A 20,207-nucleotide genomic window follows, 5' to 3' on the forward strand; every position below is an offset into this window, starting at 1 on the left:
GTTCTCCTTTCGCATCTCCCGAAAACACCGATGGACACGCATGCCATACCGATGGAATGGTACTTCTTCGGAAGTGCCGCCCTCATTATTCTGGGCATTCTCGCGAGCAAGATCTCGTCGCGGGTGAATACGCCCGTATTGCTGATGTTTCTGGCTGTGGGCATGCTGGCCGGAACGGACGGTATAGCCCGCCTGTCCTTCATCGACTGGGGCGGCATTTCCTTCACCAATTACAGAATAGCCAACTTCTTCGGCTCCGTCGCCCTGTGCTACATTCTCTTCTCGGGAGGCCTTGGCACGAACTGGCAGAGCATCAAGCGCTGTACCGTGACGGGCGGCATCCTTGCCAGCCTCGGCGTGTTGCTGACGGCACTCGTCGTCGCTCTGGCGGGCATGGCTTTCTTCGACCTGCAATTCGAATACGCCATGCTGCTCGGCGCGATCATTTCCTCGACGGATGCCGCCGCCGTGTTTGCGGTGCTGCGTTCGCGCGGAGTCAGCCTGAAAGGGCAGCTCAAGCCCCTGCTGGAGCTGGAATCCGGCAGCAACGACCCGATGGCCGCCTTCATGACGATCTTCATGATCGGAATGATCGGCAATCCCGGCGATTCCTATTGGACGGTGCTGACCAGCTTCCTGACGCGCATGAGCCTCGGCATCGCCTTCGGTCTGGCGATCGGTTATGCGGCGGCGCGTATCTTCGACCGCGTCGGGCTGGAATACGATGGCCTCTACCTCGTACTGGGAATCGGGCTGGTACTCTTTTGCTACGGCATCTGCGAGATAGCCGGCGGCAACGGGTTCATGGCCGTGTACGTCTGCGGCCTGATGATGGGCAACCGGAAATTCCTGTACAAAAACGGGTTCATCCACTTCAACGACGGCATTTCATGGCTGATGCAGGTCACTATGTTCCTGATGCTCGGCCTGCTGGTCAACCCTCGGGAACTGCCCGGCATCGCGGTGGAAGGCCTCGTCCTCTCCGTCGTACTCATGCTGGTCGCCCGCCCGGCAGCCGTGTATCTGTGCATGCTGGGCAGCCGCTACACATGGCGGGAGCGCACCTTCGTCTCGTGGGTCGGATTGCGCGGAGCCGCCCCCATTGTGCTGGCCACTTTTCCGGCCATCTACGGCGTGCCGAATGCGCATGAATACTTCACCGTCGTCTTCTTTATCGTCATCACCTCCGTACTGATTCAGGGATCGACGCTGATGCCCGTCGCCAAGCTGCTGAAGCTCGACAAACCCTTCGTCGTCCGCCGGAGGTCCCCGCTCCAGTTCGAGCAGACCAACACCATTGCCGGGGAAATGATCGAATACGAAATCGAAGCGGGCACAGCGGCGGAAAACTGTCTGATCCGCGACTTGCATTTGCCGAAGGAAACGCGCATTTTCCTCATACGCCGCGGCGACGGCTTCGTCGTGCCCGAAGGCAACACGCGCATCCTCGGGGGAGACGGGCTCATGTTCCTTGCCGAACCCCGGCAGTTCGACGCAGCCCGGCGCATCCTTTCCCACCGCAAGGAAGAAGAACCATCCTGATATTCCGACATGCTGATCGATACCCATTGCCATCTCGCCTCCCACCATTACGCACAAACATCCATGCAGGAACTGGCCGAACGCTCGCGCGAGCTGGGCGTGACGCACTGCATCTCCCTCGGCACGCACCGTCCGGACTGGGAAACCCAGCTCGAACTGGCGGCGGCGATGCCGGATTACGTCTCGGCCTGCCTGGCCATCCATCCGACGGAAGCCCATCTGGCTACCCCGGAGGATATGGAGCTGCTGCAGGCACTGGGCGGGAAGCATGCGCTGGCCGCCATCGGCGAAGCGGGGCTGGATTACTTCCATCCTGCGCCCGAAGGATGCGATGAAGCGGGCTACCATGCCCTGCAGCGCGATTTGCTGGAGCGCCACTTCGCCATTGCGGAAACGCTCGGGCTGAACATCTCCATCCATACGCGGGATCGCAAGGGCTCCGCCAGTTTCGACGATGCCGTGGCCATTGCCCGCAACTTTCCCCGCGTGAAGCCTGTATTCCACTGCTTCATCGGCGACCGTGCGCAGGCCGAAACCATCTTTTCGGGTTTGGACGGGATGATCTCCGTCACGGGTATCGTCACCTTCAAGAACGGCAGGCAGGTGCAGGACGTCGCCGCCTGGTGCCCTCTCGACCGCCTGATGGTGGAAACGGACGCCCCCTACCTCTCGCCCGAACCATACAGGGGCAGCCAGAACGAACCGGGGCGCGTGCGCTACGTGGCGGACAAAATTGCCGCGTTGCGCGGGTTGCCCGTGCCGGAAATCGAGGCGGCGACCACGGCGAATGCCCGCCGCTTCTTCCGGCTGCCTGACCATGTGTGAACACCGCATCTCCCGGCATGGAAAAAGCGAGGCTGTGACGCGATAAAAACTTGAGTTTGCAGCCTTCAGCTGTTATGGAATTGGCGACATGCGTAAAAAATTTTTACTCCTCGGCGTGAGCGCCTGCCTGGCTTTCGTCGTAACATCTTGCCAATCTACCCAAAATGCCGGAGAGTTTTCTCTGGACGATCTTGAAACGGCGACTCCGATCGCCAACGGCGAAATCCCGCCCTGGATGCAGGAAGACGGTCCGCAGGTGGCCGCCGGTTCCCGCACGCCGGACTACTTTGCCAACAACAGCGTGACCATTCCCGACGAGACGGGCGGCAACATTGATGGCGTCGTGAATACGGCGAAGACGCCGAGCGACCGCCAGCTCGGGCCGGCCGCCTCCACGGCGAACCGCGTTTCCGCCAATGGCTACAAGCTGTATCGCTACACCTTCCGCAAGGGTGACGACCTGAGCCGCATCGCGGCCTTGAGCAACACGACGGTGGACGACATCATGCGCCTGTCCAGCCTCACCTCGTCGCAGGTGAAGCCCGGCACCTCGATCATCGTGCCCTTCAAGGCGCAGAAGGCGGAATCCTCCCGCACCGAATCCCGCCGCACGGTCAAGAGTACGCGCACCTCGTCCTCCGGCAAGAGCAGGGTTTCCTCCTCCTCGTCTTCGCGCAAATCCTCCTCGTCTTCCAGAAAGACCGAAACAAAGCTCAAGCCTACGGTCAAGCATGCCAAAACGGTAAGCTATACCGCGAAGAAGGGCGATACGGTTGAAAGCATTGCGAAGAAATTCGGTTCCACCTCCAAAGCCGTCCGCGGTGCAACGGGGCTTTCCTCCAGCGCCAGGGTCAAACCGGGCCAGACCGTCCGCATTCCCAAATAACCATCCTTATCCACCCCCAAAAAATCCAAAACCAACATGAAAATGAAAAGAGCTTCCCTCCTGTGCCTGATGGGCCTGTCCCTGGCGCTCGTCTCCTGCCAGTCCAGCAAGGATACGGCCGGCATCGATGAACCGATTATCGAACTTCCCGCGGATGCAGTGCCGCCGTGGGTGAAAGGCGATGTCATTGCCTCCAACGACACGGTGCCTTCATATCTGACTGAAACGCCGGATGTCGGCTCCTATGACGAACCCGTCATCAACACGCCCAAGGTGAAATCGAACACCGGCGGCAAGACGGGTACGACGAAGAAGATCGGCTCGACGAAGAAGCAGCCTGCCAAGCCCGCTGTGTACAAGTACACCGTCAAGAAGGGCGATGTGCTGGAACGCATCGCCCGCAAGAGCGGCACGACCGTTTCGCAGATCATGAAGGACTCCAAGCTCAAGAACGACAAGATCTATCCCGGCGATGTGATCTATGTGCGCTACAAGGGTGATGCTCCTTCCTCCGGAAAATCGTCGGTCTCTTCCAAGTCGAAAACGAAGAGCGTGACGCACGCCAGCACGATGAGCTACACCGTGAAGCGGGGCGAAACCATCGAATCCATTGCCAAGAAAATGGGTTCTACACCCAAGGCCATCCGTTTGGCATCGGGCCTTTCCTCGAAGGCTCAGGTGAAGCGCGGTCAGACCGTGCAGATCCCCAAGTAACTGCCGCTGAACGCATAAAAGCGCCATGAACAACATTTTCTCGACTCTTGCCTGCCTTTGCATCGCCGCCATCGCGGCCTTTGGAGGTACGGCGTCCGGAGAGACTGCTGTTGCCGCGCTGCATGCGGGCAAGCAAAGTGGCGTTTCCGCAGCAAAGCCGAAACGCCACCTGCATACCTACGCTGTCAAGAGAGGGGAAACTCTCGAATCCATTGCCAAAAAATTCGGTACGACTGCGGATGAAATCCGCAAGGACTCCCGCCTGAACAAGAAAGCCCGTATCAGAACGGGGCAGACGATCAGGGTGCGCATGGAAGATACACATTAGGACCTGATGAATCAGCGTCCGCCTTTTGCTATGAATAAAATTTTTCTGAGCCTTCTGGGTTGCTCCCTGATACTGGGATCCTGTACGTCGGTCAAGCCGGAGAAAAAGGATGATGCGGGATTGCCCGCATCCCCCCGCTCCGTGAACAAGAGCGATCCCCTGTACAAGAATCCGTATCCGGCCAACACCTATAACCATTTCGTCGCACGCAAGGATTATCCGAAAACCTACGATGTATTTTATGACAATGCATTGCTGGCTCAGGCGAATGGCGGCAACTCCAAAGTCGTCGTCAGCCTGAAGGAACAGCGCGCCCGGCTTTATGTGAACGGCAAGGTGGGCATGGACTGGCCTGTCTGCACGGGCGTGCGCAGCCGCCCTACGCCCGCAGGCAGTTATAAGGTGCTGGGCAAGGAAGTCAAGCATGCGTCCAACCGCTATGGCCGCTTTGTCGATGCCTCCGGCAAGACGACGAACGGCGATGCCGATGCCTTCACCGAAACGCCGCCCGAAGGCGGAGCTTTCGTCGGCTCTCCCATGCCGTACTGGCAGCGGCTGACCAACTGCGGCGTCGGCCTGCATGTCGGCAAGGTGGGGCGTTCCCCCCGTTCGCACGGCTGCATCCGCATGCCGAAGGCTCCGGCTGAAAAGCTGTTCCGCATTACCTCCGTCGGTACGCCTGTCATCGTCACGAACGGCATCGAGGACAGCAGCGGCCATGCCTCTGCCTCCGACCTGAAGCCTGTGGCGGCGGTGAATCCTCCGGTGCCGAAGAAGAAGCCTGTCGCGCCGAAACCCGAGCCCAAGCCTGCTCCTGCGGAAACGCCAGCCGCTCCTGCTGCTAATCCGGCCGATGCGACTCCGGCACCTGCTCCTTCCGCCGTTCCGGCTGTTCCGGAAAAGGCTCCCGAATCCATTTCCGACCCGAGACCCGTTGTGCCGGCCGCCTCCCCGCTTGCCCCTGCGGCGGGAACTCCGGCTGCAGTCTGACGGCTCATCCTGCACATGGAAAGCAAAACCTACCGTGCGCCCAATCGCGCTTTCTTCGGCATGGCGATTGCCGCCATCGTTCTGATGGCCGTGTATGCATGGATGAGGGCGGAAGATACGGCGAGGCTCTGGCAGATCGTTCTGGGCAGCGGCGTCGTGCTGATCGGCGGATTGCTGTATATGACGTATGCCATCCGCGTTTCCGAACAGGGCGTGCGGATCACCGTCTGCGGCATGGTGAAAAAGGATTTGCCGTGGGAAGAGGTCGTCCGCGCCGAAGTGGACGACAGAACCCAGGGTGCTGCCGAAATCTTCACTCTCACTCTGTGGGACGGGAAGAACCGCGCCTGTAAATTGTCTTCCAGCGCGATTCCTTTGGAGGATCTGCACGCGATCGCCCGCTTCGCCAAGGAACGCGGTCTGCTGGGCGAAGAGTGATTCTCCTTCTGGCGGCGGTCTACCGGGCCCGTTTGGGCAAGCCCTACTCCGGGATTGACTTTGCCTGTGGCTCCTGCCATGATGTGCGCGCTTCCGCAGGACGGCAGCCGCTTTTTGTGTATGAAAATTTATCGCGAAACAGACGAGGATTATGATGTGGCGTTGAGCCGGATGGATCGCCGCGCCGTACCCGACCGGAATGTGCGGGAGACGGTAGAGAAGATCATTGCCGATGTGGAGGCCCGGGGCGATGAGGCTCTTGTGGATTACGCCGAACGTTTCGACCATGTGCATCTGACGCCCGATACTCTCCGTGTGACCGATGAAGAGCTGCAGGAAGCCCGCGCAGCCGTGTCGGACGAGGTGAAGGCCGCCATCGAGGCATCCCTGCACAATATCGCCTATTTTTCCAAAAACAGCATGCGCCAGGACTGGAGCGGCGTGAATGCCCAGGGCTGCGAAGTCGGCGAGCGTTTCGTTCCCTACCGGCGCGTCGGCATCTATGTGCCCGCCGGAAAGGCTCCCCTCGTTTCCTCCGCGCTGATGACGGGCGGCTTCGCTCTCGCCGTCGGCGTGCCGGAGATCGTCGCCGTGTCCCCCTGCGGGCCGGACGGCAAGATGAATCCCGCCCTGCTGTATGCCCTGCAGGAAGCGGGCGCAACGGAGATTTACAAGGTGGGCGGCGCACAGGCCGTGGCCGCCCTTGCCCTCGGTACCGAGACGATCAAGCCCGTCGAAAAAATCTTCGGTCCGGGCAACCGCTTCGTCGTCGAGGCCAAGCGCCAGCTTGTCGGTGCCGTTTCCATCGACCTCCTTCCGGGGCCGAGCGAAGTGATGGTGCTGGCGGACGAGACGGCCAATCCGGCCTTTGTCGCCGCCGATCTTCTGGCGCAGGCCGAACACGGGCCTGACAGCGTGATCGTGATGGTGACGACTTCTTCCTCCCTGCTGGAAAAGGTCGAGGAAGAGATCGAGAAGCAGGCGGCTACGCTGAACCGCGGCGCCTACATCTGCGAGGTGCTGGACGAACACGCCTTCGGCTTCCTCGTGCCGACGCTGAAGGACGGCGCGAAACTCGCCAATGCCTTCGCTCCGGAGCATCTCGTTCTCGTCGTCAACGAAGAAGACGAAGAGGAAACCCTTGCCGGCATTCATACGGCAGGTGCGATTTATGTAGGCAATTATTCGACGGTGGCTTGCGGCGATTTCCTCGCCGGGCCGAGCCACACGCTGCCGACGGGCGGCAGCGGCAAGTCGTTCTCCGGCATCCGCGCCGACCAGTTCCAGCGCCGCACGAGCATCGTGCGCATGGATAAGGCCGCCGCCGAACGGAGCGTGCCGTTCGTGAAAGTCTTTGCGGAAGTCGAAGGGCTGGATGCCCACGGGCGTTCGCTCGAACTCCGCGCCGAAAGCTGATGCGGCGGAAGGCGGGCGGCGGCAAGCCTCCCGCCTTTTTTGCCTTCCTGCGCCCATGTCCATGACGACCCTGCTTTCGCCGGAGGATGAGAGCCGTGTGCTTTCCCTTTTCGGCAAGCCTTCGTTCCGCCCCGTGCAGCGGGAGCTGATTGCCTGCGCCCTGCGGGGCGAGTCGTGCCTCGGCGTGTTGCCGACGGGCCACGGCAAGAGCCTGTGCTATCAGGCGGCCGCCGTGCTGTTCGGCGGTACGAGCGTCGTCGTTTCGCCGTTGATCGCCCTGATGCGGGATCAGGAGGATTCCCTCCATGCGTTGGGCATCGCCGCCCGCCGCTGGGAATCCGGCCTTTCTCCCGCCGAGCGGGCGGAGACGCTGGAGGCGCTGCGTGCCGGGGAGCTGGCGATTCTGTTCGTGGCTCCCGAGTCGCTCGACAATGCGGAGCTGGCGGATGCCCTGCGGGATGTGCCGAAGGGGCTGTTCGTCGTGGACGAGGCTCATTGCGTTTCCGAGTGGGGGCACAGCTTCCGGCCCGATTATTTGAAGCTCCCGGCGTGGGCCGAGCCGCACGGTTTCCATGCCGTGATGGCTCTGACTGCCACGGCGACCCTCCGCGTGCAGGAAGACCTGTGCCGGGCGTTCGGCATTGCCGCCGGGCATGTGTTCGCCCTGTCGCCGTACCGCCCCGGTATCGACCGCCGCGTTTGCAGCGTTTCCGAAGAGGGCAGGGACGGGCTGCTGGAAGGCTTCCTGCGCGAGCCGGAGCATCTGCCCGCCATCGTGTACTGCCGCACGCGCAAAAGCACCGAGGAGGTGGCGGACAGGCTCGGGAAAGCGGGTTTCTCCGCGCGAGCCTACCATGCGGGCCAGCCGACGGATGTGCGGGCGAGGATTCAGGACGATTTCCTTTCCGGGAGCTGCGATGTGCTCGTCGCTACCATCGCCTTCGGCATGGGGATCGACAAGCAGGATGTCCGCACCGTCGTCCACTACCATCTTCCCGCCAATCCGGAATCCTACATTCAGGAGTCGGGCCGTGCGGGGCGCGACGGCGGGCCGTCGTGGAGCCTCGTTCTCCTGTCTCCCGGCGATCTCGTGACGGCGCGCAACCGCATACGCGGCGAGGTGCCGGACGATGAGGGGCTGATGCGCTGCGTCCGCTGGCTGTTGCCCGCCGCCCGCCGCGTCGTTTCCCTGTGGGAGCTCGGCACCGAGTGCGATCTTCCCGAAGAGGTGATTCAGCGCATTCTGCAGCGCATGCAGGATGAGGGAATCGTGGAGGTAGCCGCACGCGGGGCGAAGTATTACAAGGCCCGGCCCCTGTTCCCGATCGGCACCATTCTCGACGGCCGCAGCGAGGAAGAGCGCAAGGTGCTGCTCTGGCTGGACGGCCATCGCGAGGGCGAGGTGGAGGATCTGGCGTTCGAGTTCGATATGGACTGGACGGAGGCTCGCGCCTGCCTCGACGAGATGGAGCAGTCCGGCGAGTGGAAGATTGCATTCAGGCAGAGCGCGCTGCAGGTCAGGACTCTCGATCCCGCGGCCTCTCCCCGCGATGTGGCGGATCTGCTGGCGGATTATTATGCGGGCCGCTGCCGCGCGGCGCAGGAGAGGCTGGATACCGTACTCGGCATGTTCACCGGGCATGATTGCCTGAACCGTGCGCTCGGTGCGTATTTCGGTTTTCCCGGCGAGGAGCCGTGCGGCCATTGTTTCCTGTGCAGGGGCGAGCGCATCGCCTGCCCTGAAGATATGGAATCGGCGTTCCCGGACGATTTGAGGGAGCAGCTCGACGAGCTGGCGGACAGGGGGCTTTCCGCTCTGAGCCGCCCTTCGCAGTGGGTGCGCTTTCTGCTGGGCATTTCCTCGCCTGCTTCCCTGCGCGCCCGTTTGTGGGCGCACCCGCTGTATGGAGCCTGTTCCGGCTGCGGCTGGGAGGATGTGGCGCGGTTCTGCGGCCGGAGCTGAGGTGCGGACAGACTCGGGGCTTGTCCCTTCCGGTGTGAGGGTGCATACTCCGTTGTACGCCATGCATCCGTTGCCTGCGAAACCAGAAGCCCTGCGGTGGCTGCCGTTGCTCGTGGCGGCTGCGTTTTTCATGCAGCTTCTGGATGCGACGATCCTGAATACGGCGATTCCTTCGATCGCCCGGAGTTTCGCCTGCGATCCTCTGCAGCTCCACTCGCTTGTGACGGCCTACATGCTGACGGTGTGCGTGCTGATTCCCGCTTCGGGCTGGGTTTCCGACAGGTTCGGCATGAGGCGCACGTTTCTGACGGCCATTTTCCTGTTCACTCTGGGGTCGCTGCTTTGCGCGCTGTCCACCTCCGTGGAGATGATGACGGCATGCCGCGTCGTGCAGGGGATCGGCGGTGCATTCCTGATGCCCGTGGGCAGGTTGGCCATTCTGCGCTCCTATCCTCGGTGGATGTTCGTGAAGGTGATGAACTTCGTGACGATTCCAGGCTTGCTCGGCCCGCTGCTGGGACCTGTGCTGGGAGGCATTCTGGTGCAGTACGCCACATGGCACTGGATTTTCCTGATCAATATTCCCGTGGGCATCGCAGGGTTCTGGGCGACGCGCCGTTTCATGCCCGACCTGCACGCCGTGAAGGCGCAGAAGTTCGACTGGAAGGGGTTTCTGCTGTTTTCGGGTTCGGCGGTGCTGTTGTCGGTGAGTCTTGAGAGCGCACACGGCATGCCGGACAAGCTGCACATGGCCGTGCTGGGTTCGGCGGGCGTGCTGCTGCAGCTGCTGTACTGGCTGTTCGCATGCCGCAGCGGTGCGCCGCTGTTCAGTCCGGCCTTGTTCCGCATCCGCAATTTCGCCATCGGCATCGCGGGCAATCTGGTTTGCCGCCTGGGTGGGAGCTGCCTGCCGTACCTGATGCCTCTGTTCTTTCAGGTTGCCCTCGGTTTTTCCGCGTTCAAGTCCGGGTTGTTCCTGCTGCCGCTGGCTCTCTCGAACCTGCTGGCGAAGACGGTGGCGACGCGGCTCATCAAGACGCTGGGCTACCGGACGATCATGATTCTGAATACGGTGACGATCGGCGCGATGCTGGTTTGTTTCGCCTTCATCACGCAGTCGAGCGACGATCTGACGCTGCTCGCCCTGCTGGCGGTGCTGGGCGCGGCAAACTCGGTGCAGTTCACCTGCATGAATACGCTGACCCTGATCGACCTGCCGGACGAGTACGCAAGCAGCGGCAATTCTCTACTTTCGATGATCATGCAGCTTTCCATCGCCATCAGCATTGCGGCGGCTTCTCTGCTGCTCGATGCGCTGGGAGGGCAGGATGCCGGGCGCAGCTCCGATGATGTAATGACGGCGTTTCATGCCACTTTCGTGACGATCGGCTGCCTGTGCGCGCTGAGTTCGCTCGTTTTCTCCCGCGTGGACAGGAACAAGGGCAAAGGCGGCATCCGTCGCAGCGCTTCCCCGGAAAAAGCGGACGGCACCGGGCCTGAAGAAGCCTGATGCCGCCGGATGAGAGGGAGCTGTTGCCGCGTCAGGACTGGGAGGCGGCAAGCGCCTGGTCGAGATCGGCGATGATGTCCTTGACGTCTTCGAGGCCGACGGACATGCGGATGAAGTCTTCCGAGATGCCGCAGTCGATGAGTTGCTGGTCGGTGAGCTGCTGGTGGGTGGTGGACGCAGGATGCGTGACGACCGTTTTCGCATCGCCGAGGTTCGTCATGTGGGAGAGCATTTGGACGGCGTCCATGAATTTCCGGCTGCCTGCGCGGCCGCCCTTGATGGTGAAGCCGATCATGCCGCCGAAGCCGTTCTTGAAGTAACGGGCCGCCATGGCGTGGTCGGGATGGGCGGGCAGGCCGGGATAGTTGACGGAGGTGACGGCGGGATGTTTCGAGAGCCATTCGGCGACGGACAGCGCATTGTCGGCATGAGCCTTGAGGCGCAGCGGCAGCGTTTCCATGCCCTGCATGATCTGGTGGGCGTTGAAGGGGGAGAGGCAGTTGCCGAAGTCGCGGAGGAGTTGTGCGCGCGCCTTGAGGACGTAGGACATGCCGGGGAAGCTTTCCCAGTAGCTGACGCCGTGGTAGGAGGGATCGGGTTCGCAGATTTCGGGGAATTTGCCGTTGTTCCAGTCGAAGGTGCCTTTTTCGACGATGGCACCGCCCAGTACTGTGCCGTGGCCGGAGATGAATTTGGTGAGGGAATAGACGATGATGTCCACGCCGTGTTCGAAGGGGTTGAACCAGTTCGGAGGGGTGACGGTATTGTCGATGATGAAGGGGATGCCGTGCCTGTGGGCGATGTCGGCGATGGCTTCGTAATCCTCCACAGTGTTGCGCGGGTTCGGGATGGTTTCGGAGAAGACGAGGCGAGTGTTTTCGTCGATGGCGGCTTCGACGGCGGCGAGGTCTTTTGTGTTGACGAAGCGTGTTTCGATGCCGAGGCGTTTGAGCGTGTAGGCGAAGAGGTTCATCGTGCCGCCGTAGAGGGCGTTCGAGGCGACGATGTTCTGTCCCGCGCTGGTGATGTTCAGCACGGCGGTGGTCGTGGCGGCCTGCCCGGACGAGAAGACGAGGGCTCCCGTGCCTCCGTGCATCGCGGCGAGGCGTTGTTCAAGCACGTCGTTGGTGGGGTTGTTCAGGCGGGTGTAGATGTTGCCGGGCTGCTTCAGGGCGAACAGGTCGGCGGCGTAGTCGCTCGTCGGGAAATTGTAGGCGCTCGTCAGGTAGAGGGGGACAGCGCAGGCGTTGGTCGCAGGTTCGTTTTTGTAACCGCCGCGAATGACGATGGTGCTCAGGCCGGGAGAATCGGTAGGTTTCATGATGGCCCATGCTAACAACCTTGCCGCGAAACGTCAACGCCTATCTTGCCGGGTGGCGGGGATTGGGGCGGTGAGGAGGGGTTGAGCCACAGATTTCACAGATTGGCACAGATTTTTCAAGTAAGAATCCGGCGATCAGCCGGATTGCAAGAGATGAATGAAAGATGTATTTCCTGCATCTTGCTATTGTTTGATGCAATATTGATCAAACAATTCGATTTGCCATCCGGCAATCAGCCGGATTCAATCATCCAACATCTGTGCCAATCTGTGAAATCTGTGGCTGAAACCCTTTCATCCCTCGTATTCGAGGATATCGACTTCGGGCGGGCAGAAGAATCGCATGCCGCCGATGTTGCCGACGCCGCGCGTGACGAAGACCTGCCGGTTGTCGCATTTGCCGTCGAAGGGGTACAGCCCGGCGACCATGTCTCCCCGGAAGCTGAGGTATTTGCCGGTGAAGGGGATGCCGATCTGGCCGCCGTGGGTGTGGCCGCAGAGCATGAGGTTCCAGTAATAGTCTTCGAGGGCGAAGCGGCTTTCCGGGTTGTGGGAGAGGACGATGACGGGCTGGGGCGGCGTGCCGGCAGAGAGGGGTTGCAGGCATTTGCCCGGGTCTTCATCCCCTTCCGTCCAGTCGCCGATTCCGGCGATGCGGAGGGTTCTGCCGTCGGGTGCGGTCCACAGCGCACTTTCGTTGCGCAGGATGCGGATTCCGGCCGTCTGGAAGATGCGCTCCACGCTTTCGAGCTTTTCCATGTCGTGATTGCCGTAGCAGGCGTAGCAGGGGATGCTCTCCGCGAGGTATTTCAACGGTTCGATGTAGCTGCGGGTGCGCGCCAGGCGGGTGAAGCTGGTGACGAGGTCGCCCGTGAAGGCGGCGAAATCCGGCTTGGCTTCGATCCCCTTGTCGATGGCCCGGCGGAGCATGGCGACATCGTCGTGCATGTCGGACAGGTGCAGGATACGCAGCCGGGGAATGCCGGGCAGCAGTCCCTTGGGAAGCCGGATGACGTTGCATTCCAGCCGGTCGGCTTCCCACCATCCGTAGGAGGCCGTGCCTGCCGCTGCTAGCAGGCCCGCCGTCAGGAAGCGGCGGCGGGTCCAGAATCGGCGCGGCTGGCCGGGTTGCGGCGTGTCGTCGGGCGTATCCATGCCGGAGGGGGTCAGGCTTGCGGCTCGGGGTTGAGGCAGGCGAGGGCGGGGTCGAGGAAGAGGCCGTCCTTGCGGATGAGTTCGCCGTCGAAGCGGATTTCGCCGCCGCCGTAGTCCTTGCGCTGGATGCAGACGAGATCCCAGTGAACCTGCGAGTGGTTGCCGTTCGGCGCGACGTCGTAGGCTTCGCCGGGGGTGAAGTGGAAGGAGCCTGCGATTTTCTCGTCGAAGAGGATGTCGCGCATGGGCTGGAGGATGGCGGGGTTCACGCCGAGGGCGAATTCGCCGATGTAGCGTGCGCCTTCGTCCGTGTCGAGGATGTGGCGGAGGCCTTCGTCATTGCCGTTGCAGTGGGCTTCGACGATGCGGCCCTTCTCGAAGCGGAATTCGATGCCGTCGAACGGCGTTCCCTGGAAGACGGTGGGTGCATTGTAGCGGAGGATGCCTTCGACGGAGTCGCGGATGGGGGCGGTGAAGACTTCGCCGTCCGGCATGTTGTATTCTCCCGCGCAGGGGATGGCGGGCATGCCTTTGATGGAGAAGCGCAGGTCGGTGCCGGGCCCGGTGATGTGGACCTGGTCCGTGGCTTCCATGCGCTTGGCGAGGATGTCCATGGCGGCCTTGAGCGGGGCGTAGTCCATCAGGCAGCAGCGGAAGTAGAAGTCCTCGAAGGCTTCGGTGCCCATGCCCGCCTGCTGGGCCATGGAGGGGGTGGGCCAGCGGAGGCCGCACCAGCGGGTGTGGGTGACGCGCTGGTTGACGACCGGGCGCATGTGCTTCATGACGAGCTGCATTTTGTCCGGCGGCACGGAGGAGTTCTCGAAGCTGTTGTTCGCTCCGCGGATGGCAATGTAGGCCTGCATGCGCTTCATTTCGTGCATCAGGTCGTCCGCCACGGCGGCGTATTGTTCTTCCTGCGCTCCGGCCATCATCTCGCGGGAGACGAGGCCGTGGTGCAGCCGGATGTGGGGGAAGCCTCCGGCTGCACGCACGGCGCGGATGAGGGCGACGGCCATTTCATCGGGCGCATCGGAAAGTTCGAGCAGGATGTGGTCGCCTTGCTGCAGGCGGGTGGAGTAGCCGACCAGTTGCCGGGCGAGCGCGTCGAAACGTGGGTCTTTCATGGCGCTATCCTATCACGAACCTTGAGAGTGCGACAAGTGCAATGTCCGTGCAACGTCCTCCTTACTTGAGCTGGGTGTCGGTGATGTGTTTGTCCCGGTGGGGGAACCGGAGGTCGAAGACATCGGCTTCTTCCTGTGAGACATCGAAAGCGGCGTCCGGATGGAAGGTGCCGCGTATGCCGTCCAGTGCGCCGGGGTAGAGTTCGACGAGCATCATTTCCGGGAAGCAGCTGCCGTCCGGCATGGTGATGCCCCATTCCTCCGTGCAGCGGAATCCGAAGCGCCCGTAGTAGGACGGATGCCCGATCAGGACGATGGCCCGGTAGCCGAGCGCGCGGGCCTTGTCCGTCAGGGCGCGGATGAGGCTGCCGCCGATGCCCTGGCCCTGGCGGGAGGGATCGACGCTCAACGGGCCGAGGCAGAGGACATCGTGGGAGGTTCCCTGAGCATCCGTCACGGTTGCCCGGGTGGCGATGCCGTGTCCGGCGATGACCCCTTCGTCTTCGGCGACGAGATCAAGTGCGGAAATGAAGCCGGGCGACTGCCGCAGCCTGTGGAGAATCAGATGCTCGGTGCATCCGGGTTGGTAAACATCCCAGAAGGCGTTGCGGGTGAGGTCTTCGACGAGATGGAAATCCTGATCGTTTTCAGGGCGTATTTGCAGGTTCATGATTGCGTAATCTTTGAAATGAATGGGTAGGCAACCGTTCCGTTGCGATGGGAACGCTATTGCCGCGGTGGTTCAAAATCCTTCCGTGCGTCGGGCGCGAGAAGGCGGAGGGCAGTTCCATGGCCCGGTTTTCGGGATCGCCATGGAAATCCCTTGTTACGCAATGTCCGTCATGTGGACTGTTTATAGCAGGATGCTCCCCGGTGCGTCAAGAGCGGAACCGTGCATGGGGAGGGAATGGAGCTGCGTTTTACGCGGGCCGTTGCAGCAGAGCAAGCGCTTCCTTGAGGTCGTCGATCGTGATATCGTCCGAGATGGTCGGCTGTCCGAGCGCTCCGAGCAGGACGAAGCGGATCATGCCTGCCTGGAATTTTTTGTCCGTCAATGTCTTTTCAAGCGCAGTCGCGGGGTCGATTCCTTCGGGCAGGACGAGGGGAAGCTCAAGCGCCTTGAGTGTGGAGAGAACATCTTCCGAAGCATGGGCGGAAAGCCCGGCATATTTTTCGCTGAGGAAGAGGGCGGCACGCATGCCGAGGCTGACGACTTCGCCGTGCAGCAGCTCGCCGTAGGGGACGGCGGCTTCGATGCCGTGGCCGAGGGTATGGCCGAAATTCAGGAAGGCGCGTACGTCCTTGGTTTCCTTTTCATCTTCTTCGACGACGCGGGCCTTGATGGCGATGTTGCGCGCGATGAGGTCGGGAAGGCGTTCGATGGTCGAAAGGGTGAAGCCGAGTTCGGTTTCTTCTGCGAGCGCGCGGATGTCGTAGAGCATGGCGGCATCGCGGATGGCGGCGTGTTTCACCATCTCGGCCATGCCTTCGCGGATGACGCGGGCGGGAAGCGTGGTGAGCGTGAGAGGATCGACGACGACGAGGCGGGGCTGGTGGAAGGAGCCGACAAGGTTTTTCCCGGCAGGGATGTTGACGGCGGTTTTACCCCCTACGGAGCTATCCACCTGCGCCATGATGGTGGTGGGTACCTGAACGAACGGGATGCCGCGGTAATGGATGGAGGCCGTGAACCCGGCGAGGTCTCCGACGACTCCGCCGCCGAGCGCGACGATGAATCCGGAGCGATCCACTCCGGCCTTGACCAGTTCGGAGGCCAGCGTTTCGACAGTGGCAAGGCTCTTGCTCTGCTCGCCGGCATCGACGACGTGCAGGGAGGTCGTGTAGCCGGCCTCTTCAAGAGCGAGGCGGGCGCGTTCACCGTAGTGGCGTACGACCGTCGTATCCGTCACGATGGCGGCATGACCCGTCAGGCGGCTGCGGTGAACGAGGTCGCCGAGGCGGTCGAGAGCGCCGTTCATGACATGGACATCGTACGAATCCTTTCCCAGAGACAAAGTAACCGTCGGCATGGCGGGATTGTACCCGACATCGATGGGCGGTTCAAGGGCAATCTCCCCGCAGCGGCGACATGGTGCATGTCGGCCGTTGTGATGCAGATGAGATCGAATTTCAGGTTGACTTCATGTGCTGCCGGCAGTATGAAGGGCAGTGTGATGAATCGCTTCGTTTCTTTAATGCCGGGGTGCGGGCTTGCCGCCGTGGCGGGGCTGTCCGCCTTTGCATCTGCATCCGGCCCGGCAGCGGGGGATCCGAGACCGTATATTTATCTGGAGGGAGGCTTGCCGGAGGGCGCAGCAGCGGCGGTGCAGGTGATGAAGGAGTACCAGTACGGGAAACTGATCGGTATGAGCGTGACGATTCGGCTGTTCGGAAAAACGGCTTTTTTGTCGCTGCCGGGGGAAGCTTCGTATCAATCTCCGCCCGCTGTGCCTGCCGAAGCCCCTCCGGCGGGAGCAAGCGCGGCACATACGTGCAGGAGGACGGCGGATTGGTTTGGGTGGATGATCCCGGGATGGAGGCGGTGCGGCAATATCGCGTGCCTGTTGCCGTATCGGCGAATTTTCTCCGGGACTGGGTGCGGAAAGTGCATGAGGATCTGGGCGTTTCGGAACAGAAGGCACATTCGGGCATGACGGTGCATGATTCGGGTGAGATCAGTATCGGCATTGAAATGATCTTGGGAGACGGCTCTACCCGGATGATGTCTTGTCTTTGCCGATGGATCGACGGGAAATGGCAGGTTTTTATCAGTGCGTGTTGATGGATGTTTTCGGTTGACTGGAGAAGACCCGTGTGATAGTACAGGATTATATGAATATACATACTACCCTGATGCTGGGTTGTACCGCTGTTGCTGTATCCTCCGCCTTCGGTGCAGAGCGTGCGGCTGAATCCAAAGTAGCTCCCGATATTGCCGAAGTGCGGCAGATGATGGGCAGCCTGCTGACGGAAAAGGCGGAGACGGATGTTTTTCAGATTCTCGACGGTGAAACGCTGCGTCTTTTCAGCAAGGACGCCGAGTTTATCGTGAAGGTGGAGGACGGTGCGCTTGAGGTGACGGAATACGGTGTGGAAGGCAAGCCTGTTCGGGCGCAGAGAGGCAGCCACAAGCGTGTGGATGGGCGGAACGTCTGGACGGATGATTCGGGGTGGGTCGCCCGCTCGCATGTGCGCATTCCTGCCGAGGTGAAGAAGGAAACGTTACGAAAGGTATGGGACAGGATTGTCGGAAATCTCGAAAAAGGGTCGGATTCGCCGATTCCCATCAGTTTGACGATGCAGCCTAGCGGTGGTATTTGGTGTATAAGTGATGACCGGATTAGTCTCGGTATCTGGTTCGAAAGCAAAGATTCCGATGGAGAGGCACGCAAGGATGTGATGTCATGCTCTTTCCGGTATCGCGATGGGAAATGGCGCCTCGAAATGATGGCCTGTTGACGAGGCGGCCGATAGGACCGGCGGCAACGCATGGAATCAGCGCGGGACTATGCTTGCATGAAGGCTTGGGCTTGCGCCCTGCCGATGGCGTAGATCAGGTGGGGCATGTCCTTTCCCCGGTAGGTTTTGACGAATTGGCCGGTTACGGTCATGCCGAGACGTTCGGCAACCCGGCGTGAAGCCGTGTTTTCGGGGCGTATCTGGGCAATGACCTGTTCGGCATGCAACTCCTCGAACGCGTATTGCAGGCAGGCGGCGGCTCCTTCGGCAGCATAGCCGCAGTGCCAGCAATCCCGGCGCAGAATATAGGCGATTCCGATATGCCGGGTGTCTTCCACCTCCTCCATCAGAGGTCCCATCACACCGATGAGTTCGCCCGTATCGCGCCGGATGGCGGCGAAATAGCTGAAGCCGTCCGTCTCGTAACGGTGCAGGTTTTTATCAACCCATGCGCGGACTTCTTCGGCCGTAAAGCCGTGTTCCCATGCATACATGGTCCGTTCATCCTGAAGAATGGCGCAGAGTGCAGCGAAATCACCCTCCGCAAGCTTGCGGAAGTCGAGGCGTGCGGATTGGAAGAGGCAAACAGGAATGTGGGAAGGATGCATCGTTACAGGTTTGAAAGACGATAACATATTCCACTATTAATGCAACTTTTGTCATGATGGTTTTTCATTGAGAGAGGGTAGAGAGCAGATCCTTTATGTGCCGAATACGCTATTTAGAGTAATACCATCGAAGACAGTTATTTGGGCGACGGCTTCAAATGCTTTCGTTTCTCCCGCTTTCATATTGAGGCAACAGCCATATGCCATGGAGACGACATTGCCATTTTTATCCCTTATAGCGAATGAGGCGTGTACGGATTGATAATTGGTGCCGGATTCATTTTTGATTTGGGCATATATATAAGTGAATCCGAATTCATCTGTAGAGCTTTGTATAGTGCCGACCAGTTTGAAATTTTGAGGATGTGAGGGAGATGGAATGGCTATAGATGAGTTGGATGTATGGCTGATGGCTTCGGTGATACTTGAGAGACTTGATTGAGACGGCTTGGGATTTCGAAATGTATAATATATCAATGATGCACTACCAATGATAAATATGCAGATTTTTAATATCAGTAAATCGTGTGATTTAGGCGTATTATTGGGCCGATATTTTTGCGGGATATTTGCTGAACGGTGTTTGGTGCTGCTTACTTGTTGCCTAGGTTGTGCCGTAATGAAACAGGCCAATGGTTTCCATGTTTGCTCTTCTTCTATATATACTTGGCATTGTGGATTCAATTGTCGCCGATCAAGCATTTCCTGCAACGAATCTGCGGTCACTGGGCCGCAAACGATTCCTTGTGTATTTGTATAAAAGTAAAGTTGCATGGTATGCGGGAGGTTATAAGTCTTTCAAGTTACTACTTGTAGAGTTCTGTGCCGTCACGTCGAGCGACATATCAATGAGCCATATCCCTAACTCGGTGCCAAGCGCATCGTATGAGTTTAAATATACCGATCGGAAACGACCATCTTCTGAAATATGAATGATAGATTTATTTTTAAAAAAGAATCTATTCGGATGAGGTGTTCCCGTACCATAGGGAAAATCTTTTTTGTCTTGCGCCTTTCTCTTTTTTTTCTCTTGCTCCGAAAGTTGTGCTTCGGTCCAAATTTCATTAAATTGCGCTTGTGGGATAAAACGCTTTTCCATGGACGGTAAAATGTCGGCAGGGAATCCGCTTGATTGGCGGGCAATAGGGTGGATGACAATTTTGAAACAAGGGCCTGTTTTACCTGCAAATATCGCTGTAATTTCGTATCCTTGTTCAATCCATGTTGCGTTAAATCCGTATGTACTCAATTCGGTTTGATATGACTTCCCCCATTTATCTTCAAATGTTTTATAAGTGGCACCTATGGTAGCAGGTTTAGTTTCTGTTTGTTGATATTCGGCCCATTTTTTGGCAATACCGGGATTTTTGGTGTTTTTATCTGGTCTTGTATCTCGGAGCATTAAAATATTGCCAGTTGCCGTTTTTGTAAAAACGGATTGGTAAGTTCCATCTTTGGCAAATTCCAATTCTCCATTGGTGAATTCTCGCTGGAAATCAGCTAATGGAGTGAAAACATGGTTTGGGCACAAAAATGCTCTAATTTTTATTGCCTCTTCCTTGGAAAACTCAGTATTCGCCTTTTTCCTAATTAATAACTTGGTACAATTTCCATAAGGATGAAATGTCGCTTGGATGGTATAGGCTCCTTTTCTCCAGATCTCTACCGTCCCGTTTGAATTCGGTTGGTTTTGGGTAATCGCTGATCCTAGAGCTTGTGTTATTTGCTCCTTTGTTTCACCCAAGTGTCCCTGTGCTTGTGTGGTACAAGCCAAAAGCATGAGTGCGGGGTACAACAAGCTCCATCGTTTTGACTGTTCGTATCGTTTCATTTTTGTTCTGCTGGATGTGAGGGTTCGATTGATATGATAAATGAAGTACTGGAGGGTATCTATATGTTGCGGTGTTCAGACTATACAAAATAATGTT

20 protein-coding genes are annotated in these 20,207 nt (G+C 59.4%); 12 read left to right on the plus strand and 8 right to left on the minus strand.

Annotated features, from left to right (window positions below; all coding sequences use genetic code 11):
• The first annotated feature begins 30 nt into the window (after positions 1-30).
• The 10 genes from PYTT_RS06245 to mdtD all read left to right on the plus strand — a co-directional run bounded on the left by PYTT_RS06245 (position 31) and on the right by mdtD (position 10,612).
• Positions 31-1,542, plus strand: coding sequence for a potassium/proton antiporter (locus PYTT_RS06245; RefSeq protein WP_067775568.1), 1,512 nt, complete (start codon positions 31-33; stop codon positions 1,540-1,542).
• 9 nt (positions 1,543-1,551) lie between these two features.
• Positions 1,552-2,367 (plus strand): TatD family hydrolase, encoded by an 816-nt coding sequence (locus PYTT_RS06250; protein WP_067775563.1) that lies wholly within the window; start codon positions 1,552-1,554, stop codon positions 2,365-2,367.
• 88 nt (positions 2,368-2,455) lie between these two features.
• On the plus strand, positions 2,456-3,253 hold the full coding sequence (locus PYTT_RS06255) for a LysM peptidoglycan-binding domain-containing protein (RefSeq protein ID WP_067775560.1): 798 nt from the start codon (positions 2,456-2,458) through the stop codon (positions 3,251-3,253).
• A 36-nt stretch (positions 3,254-3,289) separates the two neighbouring features.
• Positions 3,290-3,967 (plus strand): LysM peptidoglycan-binding domain-containing protein, encoded by a 678-nt coding sequence (locus tag PYTT_RS06260; RefSeq protein ID WP_067775557.1) that lies wholly within the window; start codon positions 3,290-3,292, stop codon positions 3,965-3,967.
• 25 nt (positions 3,968-3,992) lie between these two features.
• The gene (locus tag PYTT_RS06265; RefSeq protein ID WP_067775554.1) at positions 3,993-4,295 is read left to right on the plus strand and encodes a LysM peptidoglycan-binding domain-containing protein; all 303 of its coding nucleotides are present in this window, start codon (positions 3,993-3,995) and stop codon (positions 4,293-4,295) included.
• Positions 4,296-4,325: 30 nt separating this feature from the next.
• A complete protein-coding gene (locus tag PYTT_RS06270; RefSeq protein ID WP_067775551.1) occupies positions 4,326-5,285 on the plus strand; it encodes a L,D-transpeptidase family protein in 960 nt (319 codons plus the stop codon).
• Between the two features lie 15 nt (positions 5,286-5,300).
• Positions 5,301-5,723, plus strand: coding sequence for a hypothetical protein (locus PYTT_RS06275; protein WP_067775546.1), 423 nt, complete (start codon positions 5,301-5,303; stop codon positions 5,721-5,723).
• Positions 5,724-5,843: 120 nt separating this feature from the next.
• Entirely contained in the window at positions 5,844-7,139 is a 1,296-nt protein-coding gene (gene hisD / locus PYTT_RS06280; RefSeq protein WP_067775636.1) for a histidinol dehydrogenase, read from the plus strand.
• A 55-nt stretch (positions 7,140-7,194) separates the two neighbouring features.
• Positions 7,195-9,102, plus strand: a complete 1,908-nt coding sequence (locus PYTT_RS06285; protein ID WP_071133336.1) for a RecQ family ATP-dependent DNA helicase — start codon at positions 7,195-7,197, stop codon at positions 9,100-9,102.
• Positions 9,103-9,172: 70 nt separating this feature from the next.
• Entirely contained in the window at positions 9,173-10,612 is a 1,440-nt protein-coding gene (gene mdtD / locus PYTT_RS06290; protein ID WP_245741088.1) for a multidrug transporter subunit MdtD, read from the plus strand.
• Positions 10,613-10,643: 31 nt separating this feature from the next.
• Here the strand turns inward: mdtD and PYTT_RS06295 are convergent, their stop codons facing one another.
• The 5 genes from PYTT_RS06295 to aroB form a co-directional block, all read right to left on the minus strand.
• Positions 10,644-11,933: an O-acetylhomoserine aminocarboxypropyltransferase/cysteine synthase family protein gene (locus PYTT_RS06295; protein ID WP_067775538.1), complete on the minus strand. Its 1,290-nt coding sequence runs from the start codon at positions 11,931-11,933 to the stop codon at positions 10,644-10,646.
• 294 nt (positions 11,934-12,227) lie between these two features.
• On the minus strand, positions 12,228-13,088 hold the full coding sequence (gene yaeI / locus PYTT_RS06300; RefSeq protein ID WP_067775534.1) for a phosphodiesterase YaeI: 861 nt from the start codon (positions 13,086-13,088) through the stop codon (positions 12,228-12,230).
• Positions 13,089-13,099: 11 nt separating this feature from the next.
• Entirely contained in the window at positions 13,100-14,212 is a 1,113-nt protein-coding gene (locus tag PYTT_RS06305; protein WP_067775530.1) for an aminopeptidase, read from the minus strand.
• Between the two features lie 61 nt (positions 14,213-14,273).
• Positions 14,274-14,882 carry a GNAT family N-acetyltransferase gene (locus PYTT_RS06310; RefSeq protein WP_067775527.1) on the minus strand — a complete coding sequence of 203 codons (609 nt, stop codon included), beginning with the start codon at positions 14,880-14,882 and terminating at the stop codon, positions 14,274-14,276.
• A 250-nt stretch (positions 14,883-15,132) separates the two neighbouring features.
• Positions 15,133-16,242, minus strand: coding sequence for a 3-dehydroquinate synthase (gene aroB / locus PYTT_RS06315; RefSeq protein WP_067775524.1), 1,110 nt, complete (start codon positions 16,240-16,242; stop codon positions 15,133-15,135).
• 59 nt (positions 16,243-16,301) lie between these two features.
• Here aroB and PYTT_RS06320 point away from each other — a divergent pair, with 59 nt between their 5' ends.
• Both PYTT_RS06320 and PYTT_RS06325 read left to right on the plus strand, forming a co-directional pair.
• The gene (locus PYTT_RS06320; protein ID WP_141675797.1) at positions 16,302-16,994 is read left to right on the plus strand and encodes a hypothetical protein; all 693 of its coding nucleotides are present in this window, start codon (positions 16,302-16,304) and stop codon (positions 16,992-16,994) included.
• Positions 16,995-17,044: 50 nt separating this feature from the next.
• Positions 17,045-17,671: a hypothetical protein gene (locus tag PYTT_RS06325; protein WP_067775518.1), complete on the plus strand. Its 627-nt coding sequence runs from the start codon at positions 17,045-17,047 to the stop codon at positions 17,669-17,671.
• 47 nt (positions 17,672-17,718) lie between these two features.
• Here PYTT_RS06325 and PYTT_RS06330 read toward each other — a convergent pair whose 3' ends face one another.
• The 3 genes from PYTT_RS06330 to PYTT_RS06335 all read right to left on the minus strand — a co-directional run bounded on the left by PYTT_RS06330 (position 17,719) and on the right by PYTT_RS06335 (position 20,110).
• Positions 17,719-18,279: a GNAT family N-acetyltransferase gene (locus tag PYTT_RS06330; RefSeq protein WP_067775515.1), complete on the minus strand. Its 561-nt coding sequence runs from the start codon at positions 18,277-18,279 to the stop codon at positions 17,719-17,721.
• Positions 18,280-18,372: 93 nt separating this feature from the next.
• A complete protein-coding gene (locus PYTT_RS13330) occupies positions 18,373-19,053 on the minus strand; it encodes an FxLYD domain-containing protein (protein ID WP_141675796.1) in 681 nt (226 codons plus the stop codon).
• Between the two features lie 13 nt (positions 19,054-19,066).
• Entirely contained in the window at positions 19,067-20,110 is a 1,044-nt protein-coding gene (locus PYTT_RS06335; protein WP_071133339.1) for a hypothetical protein, read from the minus strand.
• Positions 20,111-20,207 lie beyond the last annotated feature (97 nt).

It is taken from the genome of Neoakkermansia glycaniphila (genome assembly GCF_900097105.1).
GTDB classification, from domain to species: domain Bacteria; phylum Verrucomicrobiota; class Verrucomicrobiia; order Verrucomicrobiales; family Akkermansiaceae; genus Akkermansia; species Akkermansia glycaniphila.